We start from the raw sequence: 21,917 nt of genomic DNA on the forward strand, positions 1-21,917 counted from the left end.
CGGCCGGCGGTCTCACAGCTCCGTCCAGCCCTGGTCCGGGTAGCGGTGCACCGGCGCCGAGACGTCGTCCAGCGCACCGCGGATCTCACTCGGAAGCGTAAGGGCCTCCGCCGACAGCGCCGCCTGCAGCTGGGCGGCGGTGCGGGCGCCGACCAGGGCGGCCGCCACGCCGGGCCGGTCGCGGACCCAGGCGAGGGCGACCTTGAGCGGGCTGCTGGCGAGCCCGTCGGCGGCGGTGGCGAGGGCGTCCACGATCCGCCGGGACCGCTCGCCGAGGTAGGGCTGGACGATCGCGGCGTGGTACGGGGAGGCGCCGCGGGACTCCGGCGGGACGCCGTGCCGGTACTTGCCGGTGAGCACGCCGCGGCCGAGCGGGGAGGAGGCGAGCAGGCCCACCCCGGCGTCCTGGGCGGCGGGCAGCACCTCGCGTTCCAGGCCGCGCTGGAGCAGCGAGTACTCGAGCTGGGCGGCGGCGGGGGGCACCCGGCCGGGGTGGCCGTGCTGCCAGGCGGCGGCCTTGGCGAGCTGCCAGCCGCTGAAGTCGCAGACGCCGGTGTACCGGGCGCGGCCGGAGGCGACGGCGATGTCGAGGGCGTGCAGGGTCTCGTCGAGCGGGGTGGCCGGGTCGTGGCCGTCGACCTGCCAGAGGTCGACGTGGTCGGTGCCGAGGCGGTGCAGCGAGGCGTCGAGTGCGGCGAGCAGGTGGCCGCGGGAGGCGTCGCGGCGGCGGCCGGGGCCGGGGCGGGCGCCGGCCTTGGTGGCGATGACCAGTTCGGAGCGGGGGACGAGGCCGCCGGTGAGCCGGGCGAGCAGGTACTCGGCGCCGCCGTCGGCGTACTCGTCGGAGGTGTCGACGAGGGTGCCGCCGGCGTCGACGAAGGCCTTGAGCTGCTCGGCGGCCTCCTGCTCGTCGGTGTCGCGGCCCCAGGTCATGGTGCCGAGACCGAGCCGGCCGACTCTCAGGCCCGTCCTGCCGAGGTGGCGCTGTTCCATCGGGAGGCCCCTCCGTGGTGGCTGGAAACCGCAGGTGGGGACGGAGCCCCCACGGGGGCAGAGCGTAGCGGCCGTGGCGCGCGGCGTGATGGATGACCCGCGCGGCAGGGTGACGCAGACCACAGCTACCCGCCGGTAGCCTGGCTGTCGGCGGCGCGGCTACGCTCGCCGTACCGATCGAACGGAAGGTGTGGGCCGGCTATGCGACTGGGCATCAACCTCGGCTACTGGGGACTCGGCATGGACGCCGACAACATCGCGGTGGCCCAGGAGGCCGACCGCCTCGGCTACTCGGTCTGCTGGGCGGCGGAGGCGTACGGCTCCGACGCGGCGACCGTCCTCAGCTTCGTCGCCGCGAGGACCGAGCGGATCGACGTCGGCTCGGCGATCTTCCAGATCCCCGCCCGCACCCCCACCATGACCGCGATGACCGCCGCCACCCTGGACACCCTCTCCGGCGGCCGCTTCCGGCTCGGCCTCGGGGTCTCCGGCCCGCAGGTCTCCGAGGGCTGGTACGGCGTCAAGTTCGACAAGCCGCTGGCCCGCACCCGCGAGTACGTGGAGATCATCCGCAAGGCGATGGCCCGCGAGCGGGTCGTCCACGAGGGAGCCAACTGGACGCTGCCGCTGCCCGGCGGCCCCGGCAAGCCGATCAAGCTGACCGTGCACCCCGTCCGCGAGCACATCCCGCTGTACATCGCCGCGATCGGCCCGAAGAACCTGGAGCAGACCGGCGAGATCGCCGACGGCTGGCTCGGCATCTTCTTCGCCCCCGAGCACGCCGCGCTCTCCATCGACCCGCTGAAGGCCGGCCGCGCCAAGACCGGGCAGACCCTGGACGGCTTCGACCTCTGCCCGACCGTCGCCATCTCGGTCGGCGAGGACGTCAAGGCCGCCGCCGACAGCCAGCGCTCCTACGCCGCCCTCTACATCGGCGGCATGGGCAGCAAGGAGAAGAACTTCTACAACCAGCTCGCCCGCCGCATGGGCTACGAGCAGGCCGCCGACGAGATCCAGGAGAAGTACCTGGCCAAGGACTACGCCGGCGCGGCCGCCGCCGTCCCGCACGACCTGATCGACGCCACCGCGCTGCTCGGCACCACCGAGCGGATCGCCGACCGGATGCAGGCCTACGCCGACGCCGGCGTCACCACCCTCACCCTCGCCCCGGCCGGCTTCACCCTGGAGGAGCGGATCACCGCCCTGCGCACGGGCATCGAGGCCCTGGAGCGCGCCGGCCTGGCCTGATCCCCGCGGCGGGGCGGGCCGAACGCCCGCCCCGCCCGGCCCGTCAGAGCCAGCCGGCCCGTTTGAACAGGCGGTGCAGCACCAGGCAGACCACCGCCATCAGTCCCAGCGCCGCCGGGTAGCCCCAGGGCTGGCGCAGCTCCGGCATGTACTCGAAGTTCATCCCGTAGATTCCCGCGATCATCGTCGGCGCGGCCACCAGCGCCGCCCAGGCCGAGATCTTCCGCATGTCGTTGTTCTGCTGCACGCTCACCTGGGCCAGGTTGGCGTTCAGGATGTCCGACAGCAACCGGTCCAGCGCCTCGACCTGTTCGTTCGCCTTGGTCAGGTGGTCGAGCACGTCCCGCAGGTACGGCTGCAGGGCGTCGGGGACGAACGGCACGCCGCCGCGCACCAGCCGGCCGGCCGGCTCCAGCAGCGGCGCGCTGGCCCGCCGGAAGGCGACCACCTGCCGCTTGAAGGCGTAGATCCGCTCGGCGACGCCGCGCGTCCGCCCCGGGGCGAACACGTCCGCCTCCAGCTCGTCCAGGTCGGACAGCAGCATCGCGGAGAGGTCCAGGTAGCTGTCCACCACCAGGTCGCAGACCGCGTACAGCACCGCCGCCGGGCCCAGCCGCAGCAGGCCCGGCCGGTCCTCCAACTCCTTGCGCATGCCGCCCAGCGGGGTCGCCTTCCCGTGCCGCACGGTGATCGCGAAGCAGTCGCCGACGAACACCAGCACCTCGCCGGTCTCCACCGAGTGGTCCGACTCGCGGTAGCCCAGCGTCTTGACGACGGTGAACAGCGCGTCCGGGTAGACCTCCATCTTGGGGCGCTGGTGCGCGGCCGTCAGGGCGTCCTCCACCGCGAGCGGGTGCAGCGAGAACTCCGAGGAGACCAGGTCCAGCTCCTCCGGAGTCGGCTCGTACAGCCCGATCCACAGGAAGCCGTCCCCGGCGGCCCGCACGGCGTCCAGCGCGTCCGAGAAGTCCGCGGGCCCCTCCACCCGGCGGCCGTCCCGATAGGTGGCGCAATCGACGATCATGCCGCCATTGTTCCGCGACCGTGCCCGAACGGTCATCACATCCCTTGAACGCACACCCGATGGGCACCCGTGCCCCACCCGGCACGCAGGCCGTACGCTAGGCCGCATGCCCACGCTGCTGCTCGTCCGCCACGGCCGTTCGACCGCCAACACCGCCGGCGTCCTGGCCGGCTGGACGCCCGGCGTGGACCTCGACGACACCGGCCGCGAGCAGGCCGCGGGCCTCGTCGGCCGACTCTCCGGGCTGCCGCTGGCACACGCCGTCAGCAGCCCGCTGGAGCGCTGCCGGCAGACCCTCGCCCCGCTGCTCGCCGCCCGCCCCGAACTCGGCGACCCGGCCGTCGACGAGCGGCTCGGCGAGTGCAAGTACGGCGACTGGACCGGCCGTCCGCTGCGCGAACTCGCCGAGGAACCGCTCTGGCGCACCGTCCAGAACCAGCCCTCCGCCGCCGCCTTCCCCGGCGGTGAGTCGCTGCGCGACCTCAGCCACCGCACCGTCGAGGCCGTCCGCGAATGGGACGCGAAGGTCGCCGCCGAGCACGGCGAGGACGCCCTCTGGATCGCCTGCAGCCACGGCGACGTGATCAAGGCCGTGGTCGCCGACGCCCTCGGCCTGCACCTCGACCACTTCCAGCGGATCTCGGTCGAGCCGTGCTCGGTCACCGCGATCCGCTACACCGCCCACCGCCCCTTCCTGCTGCGCCTCGGCGACACCGGCGGCCTCGCCGCGCTCGCCCCGAAGGCGGAGCGTCCCGAGGTGCCCGCCGGCGACGCCGTGGTCGGCGGCACCGGCTGACACACCGGTCGCCGCGTCCCCGCGGCGCACGTCGTAGGGTGGCCGATGAGCCCCCGTCCGATCCCGATCCGGAGCGAGAGAGTGCCCCGTCAGGTCTTCTTCTACGACCAGCCAGAGCGGTTCGTGGCCGGCACCGTCGGCGAGCCCGGATCCCGGGCGTTCTACCTGCAGGCCAGCGCCCGGGGCCGGATCACCAGCGTGCTGCTCGAGAAGGCCCAGGTGGCCGCGCTCGCCGAGCGCGTCGAGGAAGTCCTCGACGAGGCGCTGCGGCGCAGCGGCGGCTCGGCATCGATCCCCGCCGTCGCCCCCGCCGAACTGCTCGACAGCGCCCCGCTGGACCTGCCGCTCGACCAGGAGTTCCGGGTCGGCACCATGGCGCTCGCCTGGGACGGCGTCGACGAGCGCCTCGTCGTCGAGGCCCAGGCCCTGGTAGAGGACGCCGAGGAGGACGACACCGACCTCTACGAGGACGACGAGAACGGCCCCGACATGCTGCGGGTACGGCTCACCGGTGCCATGGCCCGGGTCTTCGCCAAGCGCGCCCTCGAACTGGTCGCCGCCGGCCGCCGGCCCTGCCCCTTCTGCAACCTGCCGCTGGATCCGGAGGGCCACCTGTGCCCGCGCGCGAACGGCTACCGGCGCTGAGCGCGGACGGGCTCCCGGGCACCGACCCGGCCACCAGCGCCGCCCTCGCCGCAGACCTCCCGACCGCCCTCGCGCTGCTGCGCGACGGCGAACTCGCCGTGCACGGCCGGCTCACCGACGCCTCCAACGCGGTCCTCTACTGCACCGTGACGCTGGACGGCACCACCGCCCCCTGCGTCTACAAGCCCGTCGCCGGCGAACGCCCGCTCTGGGACTTCCCCGACGGCACCCTGGCCGGCCGGGAGACCGCCGCCTACGAGGTCGCCGCCGCCACCGGCTGGGCGCTCGTCCCGCCCACCGTGCTGCGGGACGGCCAGGCCGGGCCCGGCATGGTCCAGCTCTGGGTCGAACCCGACCCCGCGGCCCCCGAACTCCTCGACCTGCAGGACCCGGACCGCCCCGAGGACGGCTGGCTGCCCATCGTCCGCGCCGAGGTCGAGGGCGGCCGCACCGCCCTGCTCGTCCACCGCGACGACGAGCGGCTGCGCCGGCTCGCCGTCCTCGACGCCGTGCTCAACAACGCCGACCGCAAGGGCGGCCACTGGATACCCGCGGCCGACGGCCGGATCTACGGCATCGACCACGGGGTGACCTTCAACGTCCAGGACAAGCTGCGCACCCTGCTCTGGGGCTGGGCCGAACAGCCGCTCACCGCGGAGGCCCTGGAGGTGCTCGGCCGGCTCGCCGCCGACCTGACCGGCGCGCTGGGGGAGCGGCTGCGGCCGCACCTCACCGCCGCCGAACTGGACGCCGCCGCCCGGCGGGTCGACGCCCTGCTGAAGACCGGACGCCACCCGCTGCCCTCGCCGCACTGGCCGTCCATCCCCTGGCCGCCGGTCTGACACCCGACCCGGGGCTTCGGGGCGCCGGGGCCTGCAGGTGCGGAGGGTTTCGTTCCGCCCAGGGAAGGAATCCGGCCGATCCCGAGTACTGGTTAGCCTTTCAAATGATCGCCCGGTTAGAGTCGGAACCATGCATGCCTGGCCCGCCTCCGAGGTTCCCGCCCTGCCTGGTCAGGGGCTCCCCCTTCGTGTCTTCGACACCGCCACGAGCAGTGTCCGCGAGGTCGTGCCCCAGGGCCCGACCGCCCGCCTCTACGTCTGCGGCATCACCCCGTACGACGCCACCCACCTGGGCCACGCCGCCACCTACAACACCTTCGACCTGGTGCAACGGGTCTGGAAGGACGCCGGTCACGACGTCCTCTACGTACAGAACGTCACCGACGTCGACGACCCGCTCCTGGAGCGCGCCGTCGCCACCGGACAGGACTGGACGGAACTCGCCGCCCGCGAGACCGCCCTCTTCCGCGAGGACATGACCGCCCTGCGGATGCTCCCCCCGGCCCACTACATCGGCGCCGTCGAATCCATCCCGTGGATCGTCCCGCTGGTCAAGCAGCTGCTGGCCACCGGCGCCGCCTACGAGCTGGACGGCGACATCTACTTCTCCGTCGACGCCGACCCCCGCTTCGGCGAGGTCTCCGGCCTGGACCGCGAAGCCATGCTGGCGATCTTCGCCGAGCGCGGCGGCGACCCCGAGCGCCCCGGCAAGAAGCACCCGCTCGACGCCCTGCTCTGGCTCTCCGCCCGCCCCGGCGAACCCGCCTGGGACACCGAACTCGGCCACGGCCGGCCCGGCTGGCACATCGAGTGCGTCGCCATCGCCCTCGAGTTCCTCGGCATGTCGTTCGACATCCAGGGCGGCGGCAGCGACCTCTCCTTCCCGCACCACGAGATGGGCGCCGCCCACGCCCAGGTCGTCACCGGCGAGCACCCCTACGCCCAGGCGTACGTGCACGCCGGGATGGTCGCGCTGGACGGGCACAAGATGTCCAAGTCCCGCGGCAACCTGGTGTTCGTCTCCGCACTGCGCCGCGAGGGCGTCGACCCGGCCGCGATCCGGCTCGCCCTGCTCGCCCACCACTACCGCAGCGACTGGGAGTGGACGGAGCGCGACCTCGCCCAGGCCGAGGAACGGCTCGCCGTCTGGCGCGCGGCCGTCTCCCGGCCGGACGGACCGGCGGCGCTGCTTGGGTTCAACGAGTCGTTGCAACACCCCTGATCAGAGAGGTGTGTTGTGGGACGACCAGCGGGTTGGATGACGGAGTTGACAGGGCGGTCGCCCATGAAGTCACCGGGACGGCCCTCGACTCGGCGGGAGGTCGAGAGACTGTTCTGGCGAGAGATCGCCAAGGGACTGACCAGTGAGGACGCGGCCGTCGCCGTCGGGGCGGCGCCGGCGGTGGGCACCCGGTGGTTCCGGCATGCTGGCGGGATGCCGCAGATCGATCTTGCCGTCTCGGGGCGGTACCTCTCGTTCGCCGAACGCGAGGAGATCGCCCTTTTGCGTGTGCAGGGCACCGGAGTGCGTGAGATAGCCCAGCAGCTGGGCCGGGCACCCTCGACGATCTCCCGGGAACTGCGGCGCAACGCGGCCACCCGTGGTGGCAAGCTCGAGTACCGGGCCTCGGTCGCGCAGTGGAAAGCCGACCTTGTGGCCCGGCGCCCCAAGGAGGCGAAGCTGGCCGGGAACGAGCGGTTGCGGGAGTATGTCCAGGACCGCCTGCTGGGCGTGATCCGAGCCCCGGACGGCACGGTACTTCCCGGGCCGCAGGTTCCTGAATGGAAGGGCCGCAACAAGCCGCACCGCGACGACCGCCGGTGGGCGAACGCCTGGAGCCCGGAACAGATCTCGGCCCGCCTTAAGATCGACTTTCCTGAGGACGAGTCCATGCGCATCAGCCACGAGGCGATCTACCAGTCCCTCTACGTCGAGAGTCGCGGTGGCCTCAAACGCGAACTCGTGGCCTGCCTGCGCACCGGCCGCGCCCTGCGCGTCCCACGGGCCAGGTCCCGCAACAAGCCAGGCGGCCACGTCACGCAGGACGTGGTGATCAGCCAGCGGCCCGCCGAAGCGGCCGACCGCGCCGTTCCGGGACACTGGGAAGGAGACCTGATCATCGGGCTGAATCGGTCGGCCATCGGCACGCTCGTGGAACGAACGACCCGCTACACCATGCTCGTTCACCTGCCACGAGCCGAAGGCTACGGCACCATCCCACCGACCAAGAACGGGCCCGCGCTGGGCGGCTACGGCGCTGTGGCCATGAAGGACGCCCTGGCCACCACGATGACGATCCTGCCCGATCAGCTCCGCCGGTCACTGACCTGGGACCGCGGCAAGGAGCTGGCCGCTCACGCCCAACTCACGGTCGAGACTGGACTGCCGGTCTACTTCGCAGACCCGCACGCTCCCTGGCAGCGGGCCACGAATGAGAACACCAACGGGCTACTGCGCCAGTACTTCCCCAAGGGCACCGACCTGTCCCGATGGAGCGCCGACGAGCTGTCCGCCGTCGCCGCGGTCCTCAACTCCCGTCCCCGTAAGACCCTCGGCTGGAAGACACCCGCGGAAGCCCTCGACGATCATCTACGATCGGTACACGCCGGTGTTGCGACGATCAGTTGAATCCGCCTGTTGATCAGGGCCAGGGTGGCCTTGGGGTTCGGTGGCTGCGCCACGTAGTGCGGGACGGCGGCCCAGAGCGTGACGGCCGGCACCCCGGCGTGCGCGCAGGCCTCCTGGAGGACGCCGACGATGCCGGTCGGGCCCTCGTACTTGCTCTCCTCGAGGTCGAGCCTGCGGGCCAGTGCGGCGTCCGAGGTGACGCCGCTGACCGGCACCGGGCGACTGTGCGGGGTGTCCCCGAGGAGTGCGCCGAGGATGACCACGAGTTCGACGCCCAGCTCGTGGGCGAAGCCGAGCAGCTCGTTGCAGTAGGAGCGCCACCGCATGCTCGGTTCGATGCCGCGGACGAGCACGAGGTCGCGCGTGCGGGGCTCGTTGACCCGGACCACCGACAGGCGGGTGGTCGGCCAGGTGATCCGCCGTACGCCGCCGTCCAGCCAGATGGTCGGGCGGTTGACCTGGAAGTCGTAGTAGTCCTCGGCGTCGAGCGCGGCGAACACCTTGCCGCCCCAGGTCTCGTCCAGGTGACCGACGGCGGCCGAGGCGGCGTCGCCGGCGTCGTTCCAGCCCTCGAAGGCGCAGATCATCACCGGGTCGATCAACTCGGGAACGTCTTCCAGCTCGATCACCCAGCGTCTCCCTCCGTCGGCCGGTGCCGCCCCCCTCCCGGTCGGTGGACCGGTGGCCGGCTGCCGGCCTGTCGAACGTCGCGTGGAACGCCCCGCTCCACGGTCCCTACCTGCCCAGCCTACGGGCTTTGATGCCTGTACAGGCCCGAGTGGGAAGCCTATCCGAGCGCGGCGGCCGACACGCTCGGCAGGTGGCCGGAGGACCGCCCGGCGGCCTTCGGGTGGCAGGACTCCCGGAGCGGCGGCGTGATCGCGTGGACCCGCTCGCCGGCGCCGCCCGGCACGCCCCGTGGCCGTCGAAGGCGGGCCGGACGTCGGCGAAGCGGAAGCCCTGCCCGGCGGACTGATGCTTGATCAGGTCGTCCAGGCCGTCCAGGCCGTCCAGGGCGTCACTGGGCGCGCTGAGGCGGGCGAGAGTGGCAAACTCTGCAAATTCACGCAAGCGGTTTGCGTTTTTTGCCGTACACTCGCAGCCATGACACGACGACTTGCCGAAGTGGCCAAGAAGGTCGGGGTGAGCGAGGCCACCGTCAGCCGGGTGCTGAACGAGAAGCCGGGCGTCTCCGAGGCGACGCGGGCGGCGGTGCTGACCGCGCTCGACGTGCTCGGGTACGAGCGGCCCACCCAGCTGCGCGGCGAGCGTGCCCGGCTGGTCGGCCTCGTGCTGCCCGAGCTGCAGAACCCGATCTTCCCGGCCTTCGCCGAGGTGGTCAGCGGTGCGCTGGCTGGCCAGGGCTTCACCCCGGTGCTCTGCACCCAGACCGCGGGCGGCGTCTCCGAGGCGGACTACGTGGACCTGCTGCTGGAGCAGCACGTCTCCGGCATCGTCTTCTTCGGCGGCCTGTACGCCCAGGGCGACGCCCCGCACGAGCACTACGACCGGCTGGCCGAGCGCAGCCTGCCGACGGTGCTGCTCAACGCCGCCATCGAGGACCTGGACTTCCCGCGGGTCTCCTGCGACGACGCGGTCGCCGTGGAGCAGGCGGTCGGCCACCTGCACCAGTTGGGCCACCGGAAGATCGGCCTGGTGCTGGGCCCGGCCGACCACGTGCCGTCCCAGCGCAAGCTCGCGGCCGCCCGTGCGGCGCTGGCCAAGTCCGGTGTCGAGCTGCCGGACGCGCACGTGGAGCGGGCCCTGTTCAGCCTGGAGGGCGGGCAGGCGGCGACCACCCGGCTGCTGCGCCAGGGCGTCACCGGCGTGGTCTGCGCGAGCGACCCGCTGGCGCTCGGGGCCGTCCGTGCGGTGCGCCGGGCCGGCCTTTCGGTGCCGGACGACGTGTCGGTGATCGGGTACGACGACTCCTCGTTCATGATGTGCACCGACCCGCCGCTGACCACGGTGCGCCAGCCCATCGAGGCGATGGGCCGGGCAGCGGTGGAGCTGCTGGTGGGGGAGATCGCCGGGGTCAAGGTGACCCACGACGAGCTGCTCTTCGAACCGGAGCTGGTGGTCCGCGGATCGACCGCGCCGGCGCGCGAGCGGGGCTGAACGCCGCTGCTCCGGACCTCCTGACGGACTGACAGACCCAGGGCGGGCACTTCGGTGCCCGCCCTTTTCGTGTGCCCGCACGCGGTCCGATCCGTTGACATGCCTGTAGCACCTCTGTAACTCTTGGCTGCCATCACGCAAAAGCTCAACAGATCAACGTCATATTCGTGATTCCTTCTGCAACTTCCCCCCACGAAGGCAGGACCCCATGGGAATCTCGCGCCGCTCGCTCCTCCTGACGGCTGCGGCCGCCTCCACGGCCGGGCTGCTGCCCACCGCGGCCCGCGCCGCGGGCAGCCACACCCAGGTGTACGGCAGCGGCAACACCGCCGCGGTCACCCTGCCCGCCGCCGCGCAGACCCGGTACCTCCGGCTGCAGTTCACCGGCAACACCGGCCGGCCGGCCGGGCAGCTCTCGGCGCTGCAGGTCTTCGCCCAGTAGCGCCCGTCCTGCCGGAACACCGGCCCCGCGCACCGGCGCGGGAGGACGGACCCACCACAGACTTCGGGCCGCCGCACACCCGGCGGCCCGATCCGGGGCATGCCCCGGCGCACCCCGAGGGGTGCTCGCGCGGCGGAGCCGGGGGCCGCCACGCCGCGCACCGCAATGACACCCGAGACAGAGGGACGCAATGAGATCCAAGCGCACACTGCCGCGGCTCGGCGCCGCGACGGTCGCGACCGGACTGCTGCTGATGGTGATCGGGCCGGTCGTACCGGCCCACGCCGCCGGCGGTCCGAACCTCGCGGCCGGCAAGACCGTGACCGCCAGCAGCTCCACCGGCGCGCAGGTCGTCGGCAACGTCAACGACGGCAGCCAGGAAACCTACTGGGAGTCCGCCAACAACGCGCTGCCGCAGTGGGTCCAGGTCGACCTCGGCAGCCCCACCGCCATCGACCAGGTCGTACTGAAGCTGCCCGCGGGCTGGGGCTCCCGCAACGAGACCCTGACCCTGCTCGGCTCCACCGACGGCTCGAACTTCTCCACCATCGTCGGCTCCGCCGCCCAGTCCTTCGACCCGGGCGCCGGCAACACCGTGCGGCTCAACTTCGCCTCCACCACGACCCGTTTCGTCCGGGTCAGCGTGACCGCCAACACCGGCTGGCCGGCCGCCCAGATCTCCGAGCTGGAGGTCTACGGCTCGACCAGCGCCTCCGGCAACCTGGTCCGTTCGGTGAGCGCCAGCAGCGCCAACGCCTCCTACACGGCGAACAACGCGGCCGACGGCAACACCGGCACCTACTGGGAGAGCTCCAACAACGCCTTCCCGCAGTGGTACCAGGCCGACCTCGGCTCCGCCGTGCCGGTCAACAAGCTGGTGCTGCGCCTGCCCTCCGGCTGGGAGACCCGCAGCGAGACGCTGAAGGTCCAGGGCTCCACCGACGGCACCAACTTCACCGACCTGGTCGCCTCCGCCGCGTACACCTTCAACCCGGCCACCGGGAACAGCGCGACGATCAACCTGAGCACGACCACCGCCCGGTACGTGCGGCTGTCGTTCACCGCCAACAGCGCCTGGCCGGCCGCCCAGCTCTCCGAGTTCGAGGTGTACGGCCCGAGCAGCGGCGACACCCAGGCACCCACCGCCCCGGGCAGCCTGGCGTACACCCAGCCCGGTTCCGGCCAGATCAAGCTGACCTGGAACGCGGCCGCCGACAACACCGGCGTCACCGGCTACGACGTCTACGCCAACGGCGAGTTGCTGACCAGCGTGGCCGGCAATGTGCTGACGTACACCGACAGCCGCCCCGACAGCGCCACCGTCTCGTACCACGTGAAGGCGAAGGACGCGGCGGGCAACCAGTCCGACTCCAGCAACACCGTGATCCGCACCGGCCGGCCCGGCGGCAACGGCACCAATCTGGCGGCGGGCAAGCCGATCACGGCCAACTCCTCCGTCTTCACCTTCGTGGCGGCCAACGCCAACGACAACGACGTGACCAGCTACTGGGAGGGCGCGGGCGGCAGCTACCCCAACACCCTGACCGTGGCACTGGGTTCGAACGCCGACACCCAGCAGGTGGTGCTCAAGCTCAACCCGGCCTCCGCCTGGAGCGCCCGGACCCAGACCGTCGAGGTGCTGGGCCGCGAGCAGAGCAGTTCGACCTTCACCACCCTGGTCGCCGCGAAGCCGTACAACTTCGACCCGGCCTCCGGCAACACGGTGACCATCCCGGTCACCGCCCGGGTCGCCGACGTCCAGCTGAAGATCACGAGTAACACCGGGTCCAGCGCCGGCCAGGTCGCCGAGTTCCAGGTGGTCGGTGTGCCGGCCCCCAACCCGGACCTGACCGTCACCGGCACCACCGTCTCCCCGGCCAACCCGGTGGAGACCGACGCCCTGACCCTCGCCACCACGGTGAAGAACCAGGGCAGCGCGGCCTCCGCAGCCACCTCCGTCAACCTGTACCTGGGCTCCACCAAGGTCGGCACCGCCCAGGTCGGCGCGCTCGCCGCCGGTGCCTCCAGCACCGTCAACGTGAGCGTCCCGGCGCAGAACGCGGGCAGCTACCAGCTCTCCGCCAAGGTCGACGAGGCCAACGCCGTCATCGAGCAGGACGAGACCAACAACACCTGGACGGCCGCGAACAACCTGGTGGTCGACCAGGTGGCGAGCTCCGACCTGGTCGCCTCCCCGGTCTCCTGGTCGCCGTCCAACCCGGCGGCCGGCAACACGGTCAACTTCTCGGTGGCGATCAAGAACCAGGGCACCTCGGCCGCCGCCTCCGGAGCCCACGGCGTCACCCTGACCGTCCTCGACGCCCAGGGCAACACGGTCAAGACGCTGACCGGCTCCTACAGCGGCGCGATCGCCCCCGGCGCCACCACCTCCCCGGTCTCGCTGGGAAGTTGGACGGCCGTCAACGGCAAGTACACGGTGCGGACGGTCATCGCCACCGACAGCAACGAGCTGCCGGTCAAGCAGGCCAACAACACCGGCAGCCAGGGCCTGTACATCGGCCGCGGCGCCAACATGCCCTTCGACACCTACGAGGCCGAGGACGGCGTGCTGGGCGGCGGGGCGGCCGTGGTCGGCCCGAACCGCACCATCGGCGACCCGGCCGGCGAGGCCTCCGGCCGCAAGGCCGTGACGCTCAACTCGACCGGCTCCTCGGTGGAGTTCACCACCAAGGCGGCCACCAACACGCTGGTCACGCGCTTCTCCATCCCGGACAGCGCGAGCGGCGACGGCACCAACGCCACGCTGAACGTCTACGTCGACGGCGCCTTCCTCAAGGCCATCGACCTGACGTCCAAGTACGCCTGGCTGTACGGCAGCGAGACCGCGCCCGGCAACTCGCCCGGCTCCGGCGGCCAGCGCCACATCTACGACGAGGCCAACCTGCTGCTCGGCACCACCGTGCCGGCCGGCCACAAGATCAAGCTGCAGAAGGACTCGGCCAACACCAGCCAGTACGCGATCGACTTCGTGAGTCTGGAGCAGGCCACCCAGATCGCCAACCCGGACCCGGCGAAGTACGTCGTACCGACCGGCTTCACCCACCAGGACGTCCAGAACGCCCTGGACAAGGTCCGGATGGACACCACCGGCAGCTACGTCGGCGTCTACCTGCCCGCGGGCAACTACGAGACCGCCAACAAGTTCCAGGTCTACGGCAAGGCGGTCAAGGTCGTCGGCGCCGGCCCCTGGTTCACCCGGTTCTACGCGCCGTCGAGCCAGAGCAACACCGACGTCGGCTTCCGCGCCGAGGCCACCGCGAACGGCTCGACCTTCTCGGGCTTCGCCTACTTCGGCAACTACACCTCGCGGATCGACGGCCCCGGCAAGGTGTTCGACTTCTCCAACGTCGCGAACATCACGATCGACAACATCTGGACCGAGCACATGGTCTGCATGTACTGGGGTGCCAACACCGACAACATGCGGATCACCAACTCGCGGATCCGCAACACCTTCGCCGACGGCATCAACATGACCAACGGCTCCACGGACAACCTCATCTCGAACAACGAGGCGCGGGCCACCGGTGACGACTCCTTCGCGCTGTTCTCCGCGATCGACGCCGGCGGCGCCGACGAGAAGAACAACGTCTTCGAGAACCTCACCACCATCCTGACCTGGCGCGCGGCGGGCATCGCGGTGTACGGCGGCTACGCCAACACCTTCCGCAACATCTACATCGCGGACACCCTCTGCTACTCCGGCGTCACCATCTCGTCGCTGGACTTCGGCTACCCGATGAACGGCTTCGGCGCCTCGCCCACGACGAACCTGCAGAACATGACGATCGTCCGGTCCGGCGGCCACTTCTGGGGCCAGCAGGTCTTCCCGGCGATCTGGGTCTTCTCGGCCTCCAAGGTCTTCCAGGGCATCCGCGTGAGCGACGTCGACATCGTCGACCCGACCTACAGCGGCATCATGTTCCAGACCAAGTACACCGGCAGCCAGCCGGAGTACCCGGTGAAGGACACCGTCTTCACCAACATCTCGATCACCGGCGCCAAGAAGAGCGGTGACGCCTTCGACGCCAAGTCCGGCTACGGCATCTGGGCCAACGAGATGCCCGAGGCGGGCCAGGGCCCGGCGGTGGGCGAGGCGGTCTTCAACAACCTCACCATGAGCGGCAACTTCAAGGACATCCAGAACACCACGTCCACCTTCAAGATCACCGTCAACCCGTAACGATTGCGCAAACGAAGCAGGGCGGGCGCCCCACGGCCCGCCCTGCTTCGGCGTTCCCTGAGGCCGTTTGCAGACCTCGGCAGGCCGTCCGGGCGGCCTGCCGCGGGACCGGTCGCGACTAGGCCCTGAAGGGCCTCCGGGGCGCCGCGCGGCGCCCTTGCCGGAGTGAGGCGCAGGCCAGGGGCAGGATGCGGACGGCCGGCGGACGGTCGCAGGTCTGCAAGCTTGTAGTCAGGTTTTTGCGAAATCTCGTCGACATCTTGTGGACATCTGTCGAGGCTGGTTAAGTAGTCGACACCAGCCGGCGCTGCTGCCAGACGCAGCGACCGAGCCTCGGCCTTGCACGCTTCCCCGGCTCCCGGACGTCTTCCGGGGCCGGCCCCCCACCGGAAATCCACGGGCACCCCCGCGCCCAGGCGCAGCCCGCACGTGCTTGAAAGGGTCCATCCGCATGACCAGAGACCGGCTCCTCCGCAGAACCGTCGCCCTCGCCGCCGCCGCGGGCCTCGCCCTCACCGCGGCCGCGTGCTCCTCCGGCTCCGACACCGGCAACTCCGGGGACTCCGGCAAGCCCGCGGCCAGTGCCACCCTCGACCCGAACACCAAGGTCACCATCGGCATCGACTGCCAGCCGCCGACCACCAAGCCGGCCGAGCGCAAGCAGTGGGCCGAGGACGTCGCGGCGTTCAACAAGCTCTACCCGAACGTCACGATCAACTCGAAGGACGCCTCCCCCTGCGAGGAGCCCGCCTCCTTCACCGCGCAGCTCAAGGGCAAGACCCAGCCCGACGTCTTCTACACCTACTTCACCGACCTGGACCAGGTGCTCGACGCCGACCAGGCAGAGGACATCTCGAGCTACGTCAACGAGCAGACGGTGCCCGCTCTCAAGGACATCGACCCGTCGGTGATGAAGACCCTGACCTCGGAGGGCAAGCTCTACGGCCTGCCCACCACCAACTACAAGATGGGCCTGCTGTACAACCGCAAGCTCTTCAAGCAGGCCGGCCTCGACCCCGAGAAGCCGCCGACGACCTGGGCGGAGGTCCGCGAGGCCGCCAAGAAGATCGCGGCGCTCGGCAACGGAGTCAACGGCTACGGCGACTACAGCGCCACCAACCAGGGCGGCTGGCACTTCACCGCCGAGCTGTACGGCCTCGGCGGCTCGATGACCACCGAGGACGGCAAGAAGGCCGCCTTCAACACGCCCGAGGGCAAGCAGGTCCTGCAGAACCTGTACGACATGCGCTGGACCGACAACACCATGGGTGCCACCCAGAGCCTCAAGTGGCCCGACCTGATGACCCAGATGTCGACCGACAAGCTCGGCATGTACATCGGTGCGCCGGACGACATCACCTACATGGTGCAGACCCTCAAGGGCAACTACGAGGACTACGGCATGGGTCCGATGCCCGGCGGCAAGGGCGCCCTGCTCGGCGGCGCCGACTACATGTTCAAGAAGGGCTCCACCCCGGACCAGATCAAGGCCGGCATCGCCTGGGTCAACTTCAAGTGGCTGACCATGGGCAAGGGCCAGTTCGACTACGCCCGCACCAAGGCCGACGGCCTGCCGGTCGGCCTGCCGCAGCCCTTCCTGTTCGGCGGCGCCACCCTGGACGCCGACAACAAGGCCAAGGCCGCCAGCGCCACCGTCCCGGTGCAGAACTACGCGCCGTACCTGGCCACCGCGGTGCCCGGCAAGACCGAGCCGGCCAACGCCCAGCAGATCTACAAGGTCCTCGACGGCGCCGTCTCCGCTGTCCTGACCGACAAGAACGCCAACGTCGACAAGCTGCTCTCGGACGCCGAGAGCCAGGTCAACCAGGTGCTGGCGAACCTCCAGTGACGGCCTGTGGGGGCCGGCCGGCGGGCCGGCCCCCACGCACGCCCGAGCCACACCCCCCGACCGACCAGGAGTGACCCCCATGGCAGCGATCAGCGTCTCCGCCCGCCGGAAGGCCGAGCCACCGGCGCAGGCCAACCCCTCGCAGGGCCGCGCCGCCCTCCGTCAGCGCCTCCGCAGGCACCTCACCGGCCATGGCTTCCTGCTCGGCGCCCTGCTGTGCTTCGCCTACTTCTCGTGGTACCCGATGGTCCGCGAAGTGATCATGAGCTTCCAGAAGACCAAGCGCGGAAAGACCACCTGGGTCGGCACGGAGAACCTGGACCGCATCTTCGCGGACCCGGACTTCTGGCACGCCTGGCGCAACACCCTGCTGTTCACCGTGCTCGCCCTGGTGCTCGGCTTCGCGGTGCCCTTCGTGGTCGCCGTCCTGCTCAACGAGCTCCGCCACGCCAAGGCGTACCTGCGCATCCTGGTCTACCTGCCGGTGATGCTCCCGCCGGTCGCCTCGGTGCTGCTCTTCAAGTACTTCTACGACCCCGGCTACGGCCTGTTCAACGCGATCCTCAAGTCGCTCCACCTGCCGACCTCGGCCTGGCTCAACTCGCCCACCACGTCCATGCTCTCCGTCGTCATCGCGGCGACCTGGATGAACATGGGCGGCGCCACCCTGATCTACCTGGCCGCCCTCCAGGGCATCCCGGGCGAGCTCTACGAGGCCGCCGAACTCGACGGCGCCGGCCTGCTGCGCCGGATCTGGCACGTCACGATCCCGCAGACCCGGCTGATCCTGTCGCTGCTCCTGCTGCTGCAGGTCGTCGCCACCATGCAGGTCTTCGTCGAGCCCTACCTGCTGACCGGCGGCAACGGCCCGCAGAACTCGACGCTGACCGTCGTCAACCTCATCTACCAGTACGCCTTCAGCTTCAACAACTACGGCAGCGCCTCGGCGCTCGGCCTGGTCATGCTGCTCGTACTCGCCGGCTTCTCCGCGCTCTACGTGCGCCTGAGCCGCACCAACGACTAGGACGGGAGCCCCGCCATGGCCGACACCTCGACCCGTACCCTGATCTCCGAGACGCAGCTGAACCGCCCGCTCGGCAGGGCGCTCTACCGGACCGTCCTCGTCCTGGTGGTGACCGCGTTCACCCTGGTCTTCCTGGGCCCGCTCTACTGGCTGGTGACCGGCGGCCTGAAGTCCACCCAGGAGGTCATCCAGAACCCGCCGACCTTCTTCCCCGAGCAGATCCACACCGAGACCTACACCGAGGCGTGGTCCAAGCTCAACATGGGCCGGCTGCTCTTCAACACGCTGTACTACGCCTTCGGCGCGCTCGCCTTCCAGCTGGTCTTCGACGTGGCAGCGGCCTACGCGCTCTCCAAGCTGCGGCCGATCCTCGGCAACGTGATCCTGGGGATGATGCTGGCGACCCTGATGATCCCGTCCACGGTGCTGATCGTCCCGCAGTACCTCACCGTGCTGGACCTGCCGCTGCTGCACATCAACCTGATCAACACGCCGTGGGCGATCTGGCTGCCCACCGTGGCCAACGCCTTCAACATCTTCCTGCTGAAGCGCTTCTTCGACTCCGTGCCGGAGGAACTGCTGGCCGCCGCCGCCATCGACGGCGCGACGCCGCTGCGGGCGCTGTGGTCGATCGTGCTGCCGATGTCCCGGCCGATCCTCGGCGTGGTCTCCATCTTCGCGGTGGTGAACGTCTGGAAGGACTTCCTGTGGCCGCTGCTGGTGCAGCCGGACCCGAAGAACCAGCCGCTCAACATCGGCATCAACTCGCTGTCCATCGGCGTCCCGCAGAACGTCGTGATCGCCGCCCTGGCCATCGCCTCGGTGCCGACGATCGTGTTCTTCCTGATCTTCCAGCGCAACATCATGGCCGGCCTGACCTCGGGCGGGCTCAAGGGCTGACGGCCCGTCATTTCTCGAAAGGACTACCCACCGTGGCACAGCAGCCCGACCGCCGGGACTGGTGGCGAGACGCGGCGATCTACCAGGTCTACCCGCGCAGCTTCGCCGACGGCAACGGCGACGGCACCGGTGACCTGGCGGGCATCCGCGCCCGGCTCCCGTACCTCGCCGAACTCGGCTTCGACGCCGTCTGGTTCAACCCGTGGTACCCCTCCCCGCTCAAGGACGGCGGCTACGACGTCGCCGACTACCGCGCCATCGACCCGGTGTTCGGCACCCTGCAGGAGGCCGAGAAGCTGATCGCGGAAGCCCGCGACCTGGGCATCCGCACCATCGTCGACATCGTGCCCAACCACGTGTCCGACCGGCATCCGTGGTTCCGGGCGGCGCTCGCGGCCGGCATCGGCAGCCCCGAACGGGAGCTGTTCCACTTCGCCGAGGGCCGCGGCGAGAGAGGCGAACTGCCGCCCAACGACTGGAAGTCGGAGTTCGGCGGCTGCCCCTGGACGCGGATCGCGGACGGGCAGTGGTACCTCCACCTGTTCGCCACCGAGCAGCCCGACCTCAACTGGGCGCACCCGCTGGTCCGCCAGGAGCACGAGGAGATCCTCCGCTTCTGGTTCGACCGCGGCGCCGCCGGCGTCCGGATCGACTCGGCCGGCCTGCTGACCAAGGAGCCGGGCCTGCCCGACTTCGAACCCGGCGTCGACACCCACCCGTTCGTCGACCGCGACGACCTGCACGGGATCTACCGCTCCTGGCGGGCGATCGCGGACTCCTACGAGGAGCCGCGTGTCCTGATCGGCGAGATCTGGGTGCCCGACACCGAGCGGTTCGCCCGCTACCTGCGCCCGGACGAGCTGCACACCGCCTTCAACTTCGACTTCCTGGCCCGCCCGTGGTCGGCCGCCGAACTGCGCGCCTCGATCGACGGCACGCTCGCCGCGCACGCCCCGGTCGGCGCCCCCGCCACCTGGGTGCTCGCCAACCACGACGTCACCCGCACGGTCACCCGGTACGGCCGCGAGGACACCCGCTTCCAGTTCGCCACCAAGCGCTTCGGCACCCCGACCGACCTCGGGCTCGGCCTGCGCCGGGCCCGCGCCGCCGCCCTGCTCTCGCTGGCCCTGCCCGGCTCGCTCTACCTCTACCAGGGCGAGGAGCTCGGCCTGCCCGAGGTCGAGGACCTGCCGCTGTCGAGCCTGCAGGACCCGATGCACTTCCGCTCCGGCGGCACCGACCCCGGCCGCGACGGCTGCCGCGTCCCGATCCCGTGGTCCGGCACCCTTCCGCCGTACGGCTTCGCCGCGGACGGCACCGAGCCCTGGCTGCCGCAGCCGGCCGGCTGGGCTGCGCTCACCGTGGCCGCCCAGACCGGCGACCCGGACTCGATGCTGGAGCTCTACCGGGCGGCGCTGCACCTGCGCCGCGAGCGGATCGCCGGCGGATTCGGCTGGCTGCCCTCCGCGCCCGAGGTGCTCGCCTTCGCCCGGGCGGACGGCTTCGGCTGCCTGGTGAACCTCGGGGAGGCCCCGGCCGCGCTGCCCGAAGGGGCCGAGCCGGTGCTCTCCAGCGGCCCGCTCGCCGAGGACGGGGTGCCGTCCGACACCGCCGTCTGGTTCGAGATCCTGGACACTCGTCTATGATTGCTGGACGGTTGTCCATGAAATCGGAGTGACCCATGCACACGGCGGCGAACGTCCTGGTCGGCCTGGTGGCCGCACTGCACGCGTACATCCTGGTCCTGGAGATGTTCCTCTGGGAGCGCTCCCCGGGCCGGAGCCTGTCCGGCTTCGACGCCGGACTCGCCAAGGCCACCGCGCCGCTCGCCGCCAACCAGGGCCTCTACAACGGCTTCCTGGCGGCCGGCCTGGTCTGGGGCCTGATCGCCGCCGACCCGGTCGGCCACGACGCCCAGGTCTTCTTCCTGTCCTGCGTGGTCGTCGCGGGCCTGTACGGCGGCGCCACCGCCAACCGGCGCATCCTGGTCGCCCAGGCACTGCCCGGCGCGATCGCCCTCGGCGCCGTACTGGCCGCCGGATGAACGACCCCCGCGCCGAACGCACCCGGGCCGCCCTGCGGGCCGCGCTGCTCGCCGAGTGCGGGGAGCGGCCTCTCTCGGAGGTGAGCGTCTCCGCCGTGGTCCGCCGCGCGGGCCTCGGCCGGGCCACCTTCTACCTCCATTACGAGGACCTCCGTGCGCTCGCCGTCGACGCCTGCGGGGAGGTGGTCGAGTCGGCCGTCGACGCCCTGCACGACTGGCGCGGGCCGGTCGACCCGGCCGCGCCGCCCGCCGCACTCACCGCCTTCCTCGCGGACGCCGCCGGGCACGCCGCGCTCTACCGCGCCCTGCTCGACCCGGGCGGCGGCGGCCCGCTCGGCGACCTCATGCACCAGCGGCTGCGGGAGCGCAGCCGCACCGAACGAGAGCGGGCCGGCGTCCCGCACGCCGACACGGTGGCCTCCGCGGTCGCCGCGGCCTTCACCGGCCTGCTCGCCGACTGGCTGCACGGACTGATCACCGCCGACCCGCCGGTCTTCGCGGGCCGGGTCTGGCGCCTGCTGATCGCCCTGCACAGCGCTCCGCTGGACGGATAGGGGAAGTCCAGGGGCACCCGACTTCTGCGGGACACCCCTACGGCAGGTTGCGGGCGTAGATCCAGTCGAGGCCGTCCTCGCCGATCTCGTCGAGGTGGCTCGCGCGGACCAGGCCGGCCTTCAGGGCGACCCGCTGGGAGGGCAGGTTGTCCGGCCGTATCCGGGCGATCAGCGGGAGGCCGGGCAGGGTGGTGCCGGCCCAGGCGACCACGGCCGAGGCGGCCTCGGTGGCGACGCCGCGCCCCCAGGCCGCCGGGTGCAGCCGGTAGAAGAGGTTGAGGGCGGTCATTCCGCTCAGGGCGGTCGGCTTCACCCCGCAGAACCCGAGCGGCTGCCCGTCGGTGCGCCCCCGGACCACCCAGTAGCCGTACCCGTTGGCGCGCCACTTCTCGTCCCAGCGGCGGAACAGCCACTCGGCCTCGGCGCGGGTGCGCAGGGCGTCCGAGGGGTTGTGCCGGCAGGACAGCGGGTCGCGGTGGACGGCCAGGATGGTCTCCGCGTCCCCGGGCACCGGCCGCCGCAGCACCAGGTGATCGGTCGTCAGTTCCTCGGCGCCCAGGACGGGTTCTGTCATGGCCGCAGCCTAGGGCATGCCCGGCGCGCCC

The 21,917-nt window shown here is 71.2% G+C and carries 17 protein-coding genes and 2 pseudogenes; 15 read left to right on the forward strand and 4 right to left on the reverse strand.

What is annotated here, in order from left to right; genetic code table 11:
* Nucleotides 1-12 precede the first annotated feature (12 nt).
* The gene (locus tag ACQ614_RS29470) at nucleotides 13-993 is read right to left on the reverse strand and encodes an aldo/keto reductase (RefSeq protein WP_431681875.1); all 981 of its coding nucleotides are present in this window, start codon (nucleotides 991-993) and stop codon (nucleotides 13-15) included.
* Between the two features lie 201 nt (nucleotides 994-1,194).
* Between ACQ614_RS29470 and ACQ614_RS29475 the strand changes: the two genes are divergently transcribed.
* A complete protein-coding gene (locus ACQ614_RS29475) occupies nucleotides 1,195-2,241 on the forward strand; it encodes an LLM class F420-dependent oxidoreductase (RefSeq protein ID WP_431681876.1) in 1,047 nt (348 codons plus the stop codon).
* Nucleotides 2,242-2,284: 43 nt separating this feature from the next.
* Here ACQ614_RS29475 and ACQ614_RS29480 read toward each other — a convergent pair whose 3' ends face one another.
* Complete coding sequence (locus ACQ614_RS29480; protein ID WP_431681877.1) at nucleotides 2,285-3,265, reverse strand: magnesium and cobalt transport protein CorA; 981 nt, start codon at nucleotides 3,263-3,265, stop codon at nucleotides 2,285-2,287.
* 106 nt (nucleotides 3,266-3,371) lie between these two features.
* On the opposite strand from ACQ614_RS29480, the gene ACQ614_RS29485 reads away from it, so the two are divergent.
* The 5 genes and pseudogenes from ACQ614_RS29485 (at nucleotide 3,372) to ACQ614_RS29505 (ending at nucleotide 8,177) form a co-directional block, all read left to right on the forward strand.
* Nucleotides 3,372-4,061 (forward strand): histidine phosphatase family protein, encoded by a 690-nt coding sequence (locus ACQ614_RS29485; RefSeq protein WP_431681878.1) that lies wholly within the window; start codon nucleotides 3,372-3,374, stop codon nucleotides 4,059-4,061.
* A gap of 81 nt (nucleotides 4,062-4,142) precedes the next feature.
* Complete coding sequence (locus ACQ614_RS29490; RefSeq protein ID WP_431681879.1) at nucleotides 4,143-4,706, forward strand: DUF3090 domain-containing protein; 564 nt, start codon at nucleotides 4,143-4,145, stop codon at nucleotides 4,704-4,706.
* Entirely contained in the window at nucleotides 4,676-5,548 is an 873-nt protein-coding gene (locus ACQ614_RS29495; RefSeq protein WP_431681880.1) for an SCO1664 family protein, read from the forward strand. Before ACQ614_RS29490 ends, ACQ614_RS29495 begins: the two co-directional genes overlap by 31 nt.
* A gap of 130 nt (nucleotides 5,549-5,678) precedes the next feature.
* A pseudogene (gene mshC, locus ACQ614_RS29500) lies at nucleotides 5,679-6,734 on the forward strand (cysteine--1-D-myo-inosityl 2-amino-2-deoxy-alpha-D-glucopyranoside ligase); the annotation flags it as partial.
* Between the two features lie 72 nt (nucleotides 6,735-6,806).
* Nucleotides 6,807-8,177: an IS30 family transposase gene (locus ACQ614_RS29505; protein ID WP_431681882.1), complete on the forward strand. Its 1,371-nt coding sequence runs from the start codon at nucleotides 6,807-6,809 to the stop codon at nucleotides 8,175-8,177.
* Here the strand turns inward: ACQ614_RS29505 and ACQ614_RS29510 are convergent.
* Nucleotides 8,168-8,806: pseudogene (locus tag ACQ614_RS29510) on the reverse strand (PAC2 family protein); the annotation flags it as partial. The gene ACQ614_RS29505 and the pseudogene ACQ614_RS29510 overlap by 10 nt on opposite strands.
* Before the next feature lie 475 nt (nucleotides 8,807-9,281).
* On the opposite strand from ACQ614_RS29510, the gene ACQ614_RS29515 reads away from it, so the two are divergent.
* The 9 genes from ACQ614_RS29515 (at nucleotide 9,282) to ACQ614_RS29555 (ending at nucleotide 21,312) form a co-directional block, all read left to right on the forward strand.
* A complete protein-coding gene (locus tag ACQ614_RS29515) occupies nucleotides 9,282-10,295 on the forward strand; it encodes a LacI family DNA-binding transcriptional regulator (protein ID WP_431681883.1) in 1,014 nt (337 codons plus the stop codon).
* Nucleotides 10,296-10,503: 208 nt separating this feature from the next.
* Complete coding sequence (locus ACQ614_RS29520) at nucleotides 10,504-10,737, forward strand: hypothetical protein (RefSeq protein WP_431681884.1); 234 nt, start codon at nucleotides 10,504-10,506, stop codon at nucleotides 10,735-10,737.
* A gap of 190 nt (nucleotides 10,738-10,927) precedes the next feature.
* A complete protein-coding gene (locus ACQ614_RS29525; RefSeq protein ID WP_431681885.1) occupies nucleotides 10,928-14,941 on the forward strand; it encodes a discoidin domain-containing protein in 4,014 nt (1,337 codons plus the stop codon).
* A 451-nt stretch (nucleotides 14,942-15,392) separates the two neighbouring features.
* Nucleotides 15,393-16,790, forward strand: a complete 1,398-nt coding sequence (locus ACQ614_RS29530) for an extracellular solute-binding protein (protein WP_431681886.1) — start codon at nucleotides 15,393-15,395, stop codon at nucleotides 16,788-16,790.
* Between the two features lie 79 nt (nucleotides 16,791-16,869).
* Nucleotides 16,870-17,814, forward strand: a complete 945-nt coding sequence (locus ACQ614_RS29535) for a carbohydrate ABC transporter permease (RefSeq protein WP_431681888.1) — start codon at nucleotides 16,870-16,872, stop codon at nucleotides 17,812-17,814.
* Between the two features lie 15 nt (nucleotides 17,815-17,829).
* Nucleotides 17,830-18,714 carry a carbohydrate ABC transporter permease gene (locus ACQ614_RS29540; protein WP_431681889.1) on the forward strand — a complete coding sequence of 295 codons (885 nt, stop codon included), beginning with the start codon at nucleotides 17,830-17,832 and terminating at the stop codon, nucleotides 18,712-18,714.
* A gap of 32 nt (nucleotides 18,715-18,746) precedes the next feature.
* Nucleotides 18,747-20,360, forward strand: a complete 1,614-nt coding sequence (locus ACQ614_RS29545) for a glycoside hydrolase family 13 protein (RefSeq protein WP_431681890.1) — start codon at nucleotides 18,747-18,749, stop codon at nucleotides 20,358-20,360.
* Between the two features lie 35 nt (nucleotides 20,361-20,395).
* Nucleotides 20,396-20,758: a DUF1304 domain-containing protein gene (locus tag ACQ614_RS29550; RefSeq protein WP_431681892.1), complete on the forward strand. Its 363-nt coding sequence runs from the start codon at nucleotides 20,396-20,398 to the stop codon at nucleotides 20,756-20,758.
* The gene (locus ACQ614_RS29555; RefSeq protein ID WP_431681893.1) at nucleotides 20,755-21,312 is read left to right on the forward strand and encodes a TetR/AcrR family transcriptional regulator; all 558 of its coding nucleotides are present in this window, start codon (nucleotides 20,755-20,757) and stop codon (nucleotides 21,310-21,312) included. The genes ACQ614_RS29550 and ACQ614_RS29555 overlap by 4 nt, the downstream gene beginning before the upstream one ends.
* Before the next feature lie 37 nt (nucleotides 21,313-21,349).
* On the opposite strand, the gene ACQ614_RS29560 is transcribed toward ACQ614_RS29555, so the two are convergent.
* The gene (locus ACQ614_RS29560; protein WP_431681894.1) at nucleotides 21,350-21,886 is read right to left on the reverse strand and encodes a GNAT family N-acetyltransferase; all 537 of its coding nucleotides are present in this window, start codon (nucleotides 21,884-21,886) and stop codon (nucleotides 21,350-21,352) included.
* Nucleotides 21,887-21,917 lie beyond the last annotated feature (31 nt).

The sequence above is a fragment of the Kitasatospora dryopteridis genome (assembly GCF_050749075.1).
GTDB lineage: Bacteria > Actinomycetota > Actinomycetes > Streptomycetales > Streptomycetaceae > Kitasatospora.

Bases quoted from the DNA above. Each gene is read 5' to 3' on its own strand.
- ACQ614_RS29555 (WP_431681893.1), top strand. From the start codon at position 20,755: ATGAACGACCCCCGCGCCGAACGCACCCGGGCCGCCCTGCGGGCCGCG.
- ACQ614_RS29475 (WP_431681876.1), top strand. From the start codon at position 1,195: ATGCGACTGGGCATCAACCTCGGCTACTGGGGACTCGGCATGGACGCC.
- ACQ614_RS29515 (WP_431681883.1), top strand. From the start codon at position 9,282: ATGACACGACGACTTGCCGAAGTGGCCAAGAAGGTCGGGGTGAGCGAG.
- ACQ614_RS29525 (WP_431681885.1), top strand. From the start codon at position 10,928: ATGAGATCCAAGCGCACACTGCCGCGGCTCGGCGCCGCGACGGTCGCG.
- ACQ614_RS29520 (WP_431681884.1), top strand. From the start codon at position 10,504: ATGGGAATCTCGCGCCGCTCGCTCCTCCTGACGGCTGCGGCCGCCTCC.
- ACQ614_RS29540 (WP_431681889.1), top strand. From the start codon at position 17,830: ATGGCCGACACCTCGACCCGTACCCTGATCTCCGAGACGCAGCTGAAC.
- ACQ614_RS29560 (WP_431681894.1), bottom strand. From the start codon at position 21,886: ATGACAGAACCCGTCCTGGGCGCCGAGGAACTGACGACCGATCACCTG.
- ACQ614_RS29530 (WP_431681886.1), top strand. From the start codon at position 15,393: ATGACCAGAGACCGGCTCCTCCGCAGAACCGTCGCCCTCGCCGCCGCC.
- ACQ614_RS29535 (WP_431681888.1), top strand. From the start codon at position 16,870: ATGGCAGCGATCAGCGTCTCCGCCCGCCGGAAGGCCGAGCCACCGGCG.
- ACQ614_RS29470 (WP_431681875.1), bottom strand. From the start codon at position 993: ATGGAACAGCGCCACCTCGGCAGGACGGGCCTGAGAGTCGGCCGGCTC.
- ACQ614_RS29550 (WP_431681892.1), top strand. From the start codon at position 20,396: ATGCACACGGCGGCGAACGTCCTGGTCGGCCTGGTGGCCGCACTGCAC.
- ACQ614_RS29480 (WP_431681877.1), bottom strand. From the start codon at position 3,265: ATGATCGTCGATTGCGCCACCTATCGGGACGGCCGCCGGGTGGAGGGG.
- ACQ614_RS29505 (WP_431681882.1), top strand. From the start codon at position 6,807: ATGACGGAGTTGACAGGGCGGTCGCCCATGAAGTCACCGGGACGGCCC.
- ACQ614_RS29485 (WP_431681878.1), top strand. From the start codon at position 3,372: ATGCCCACGCTGCTGCTCGTCCGCCACGGCCGTTCGACCGCCAACACC.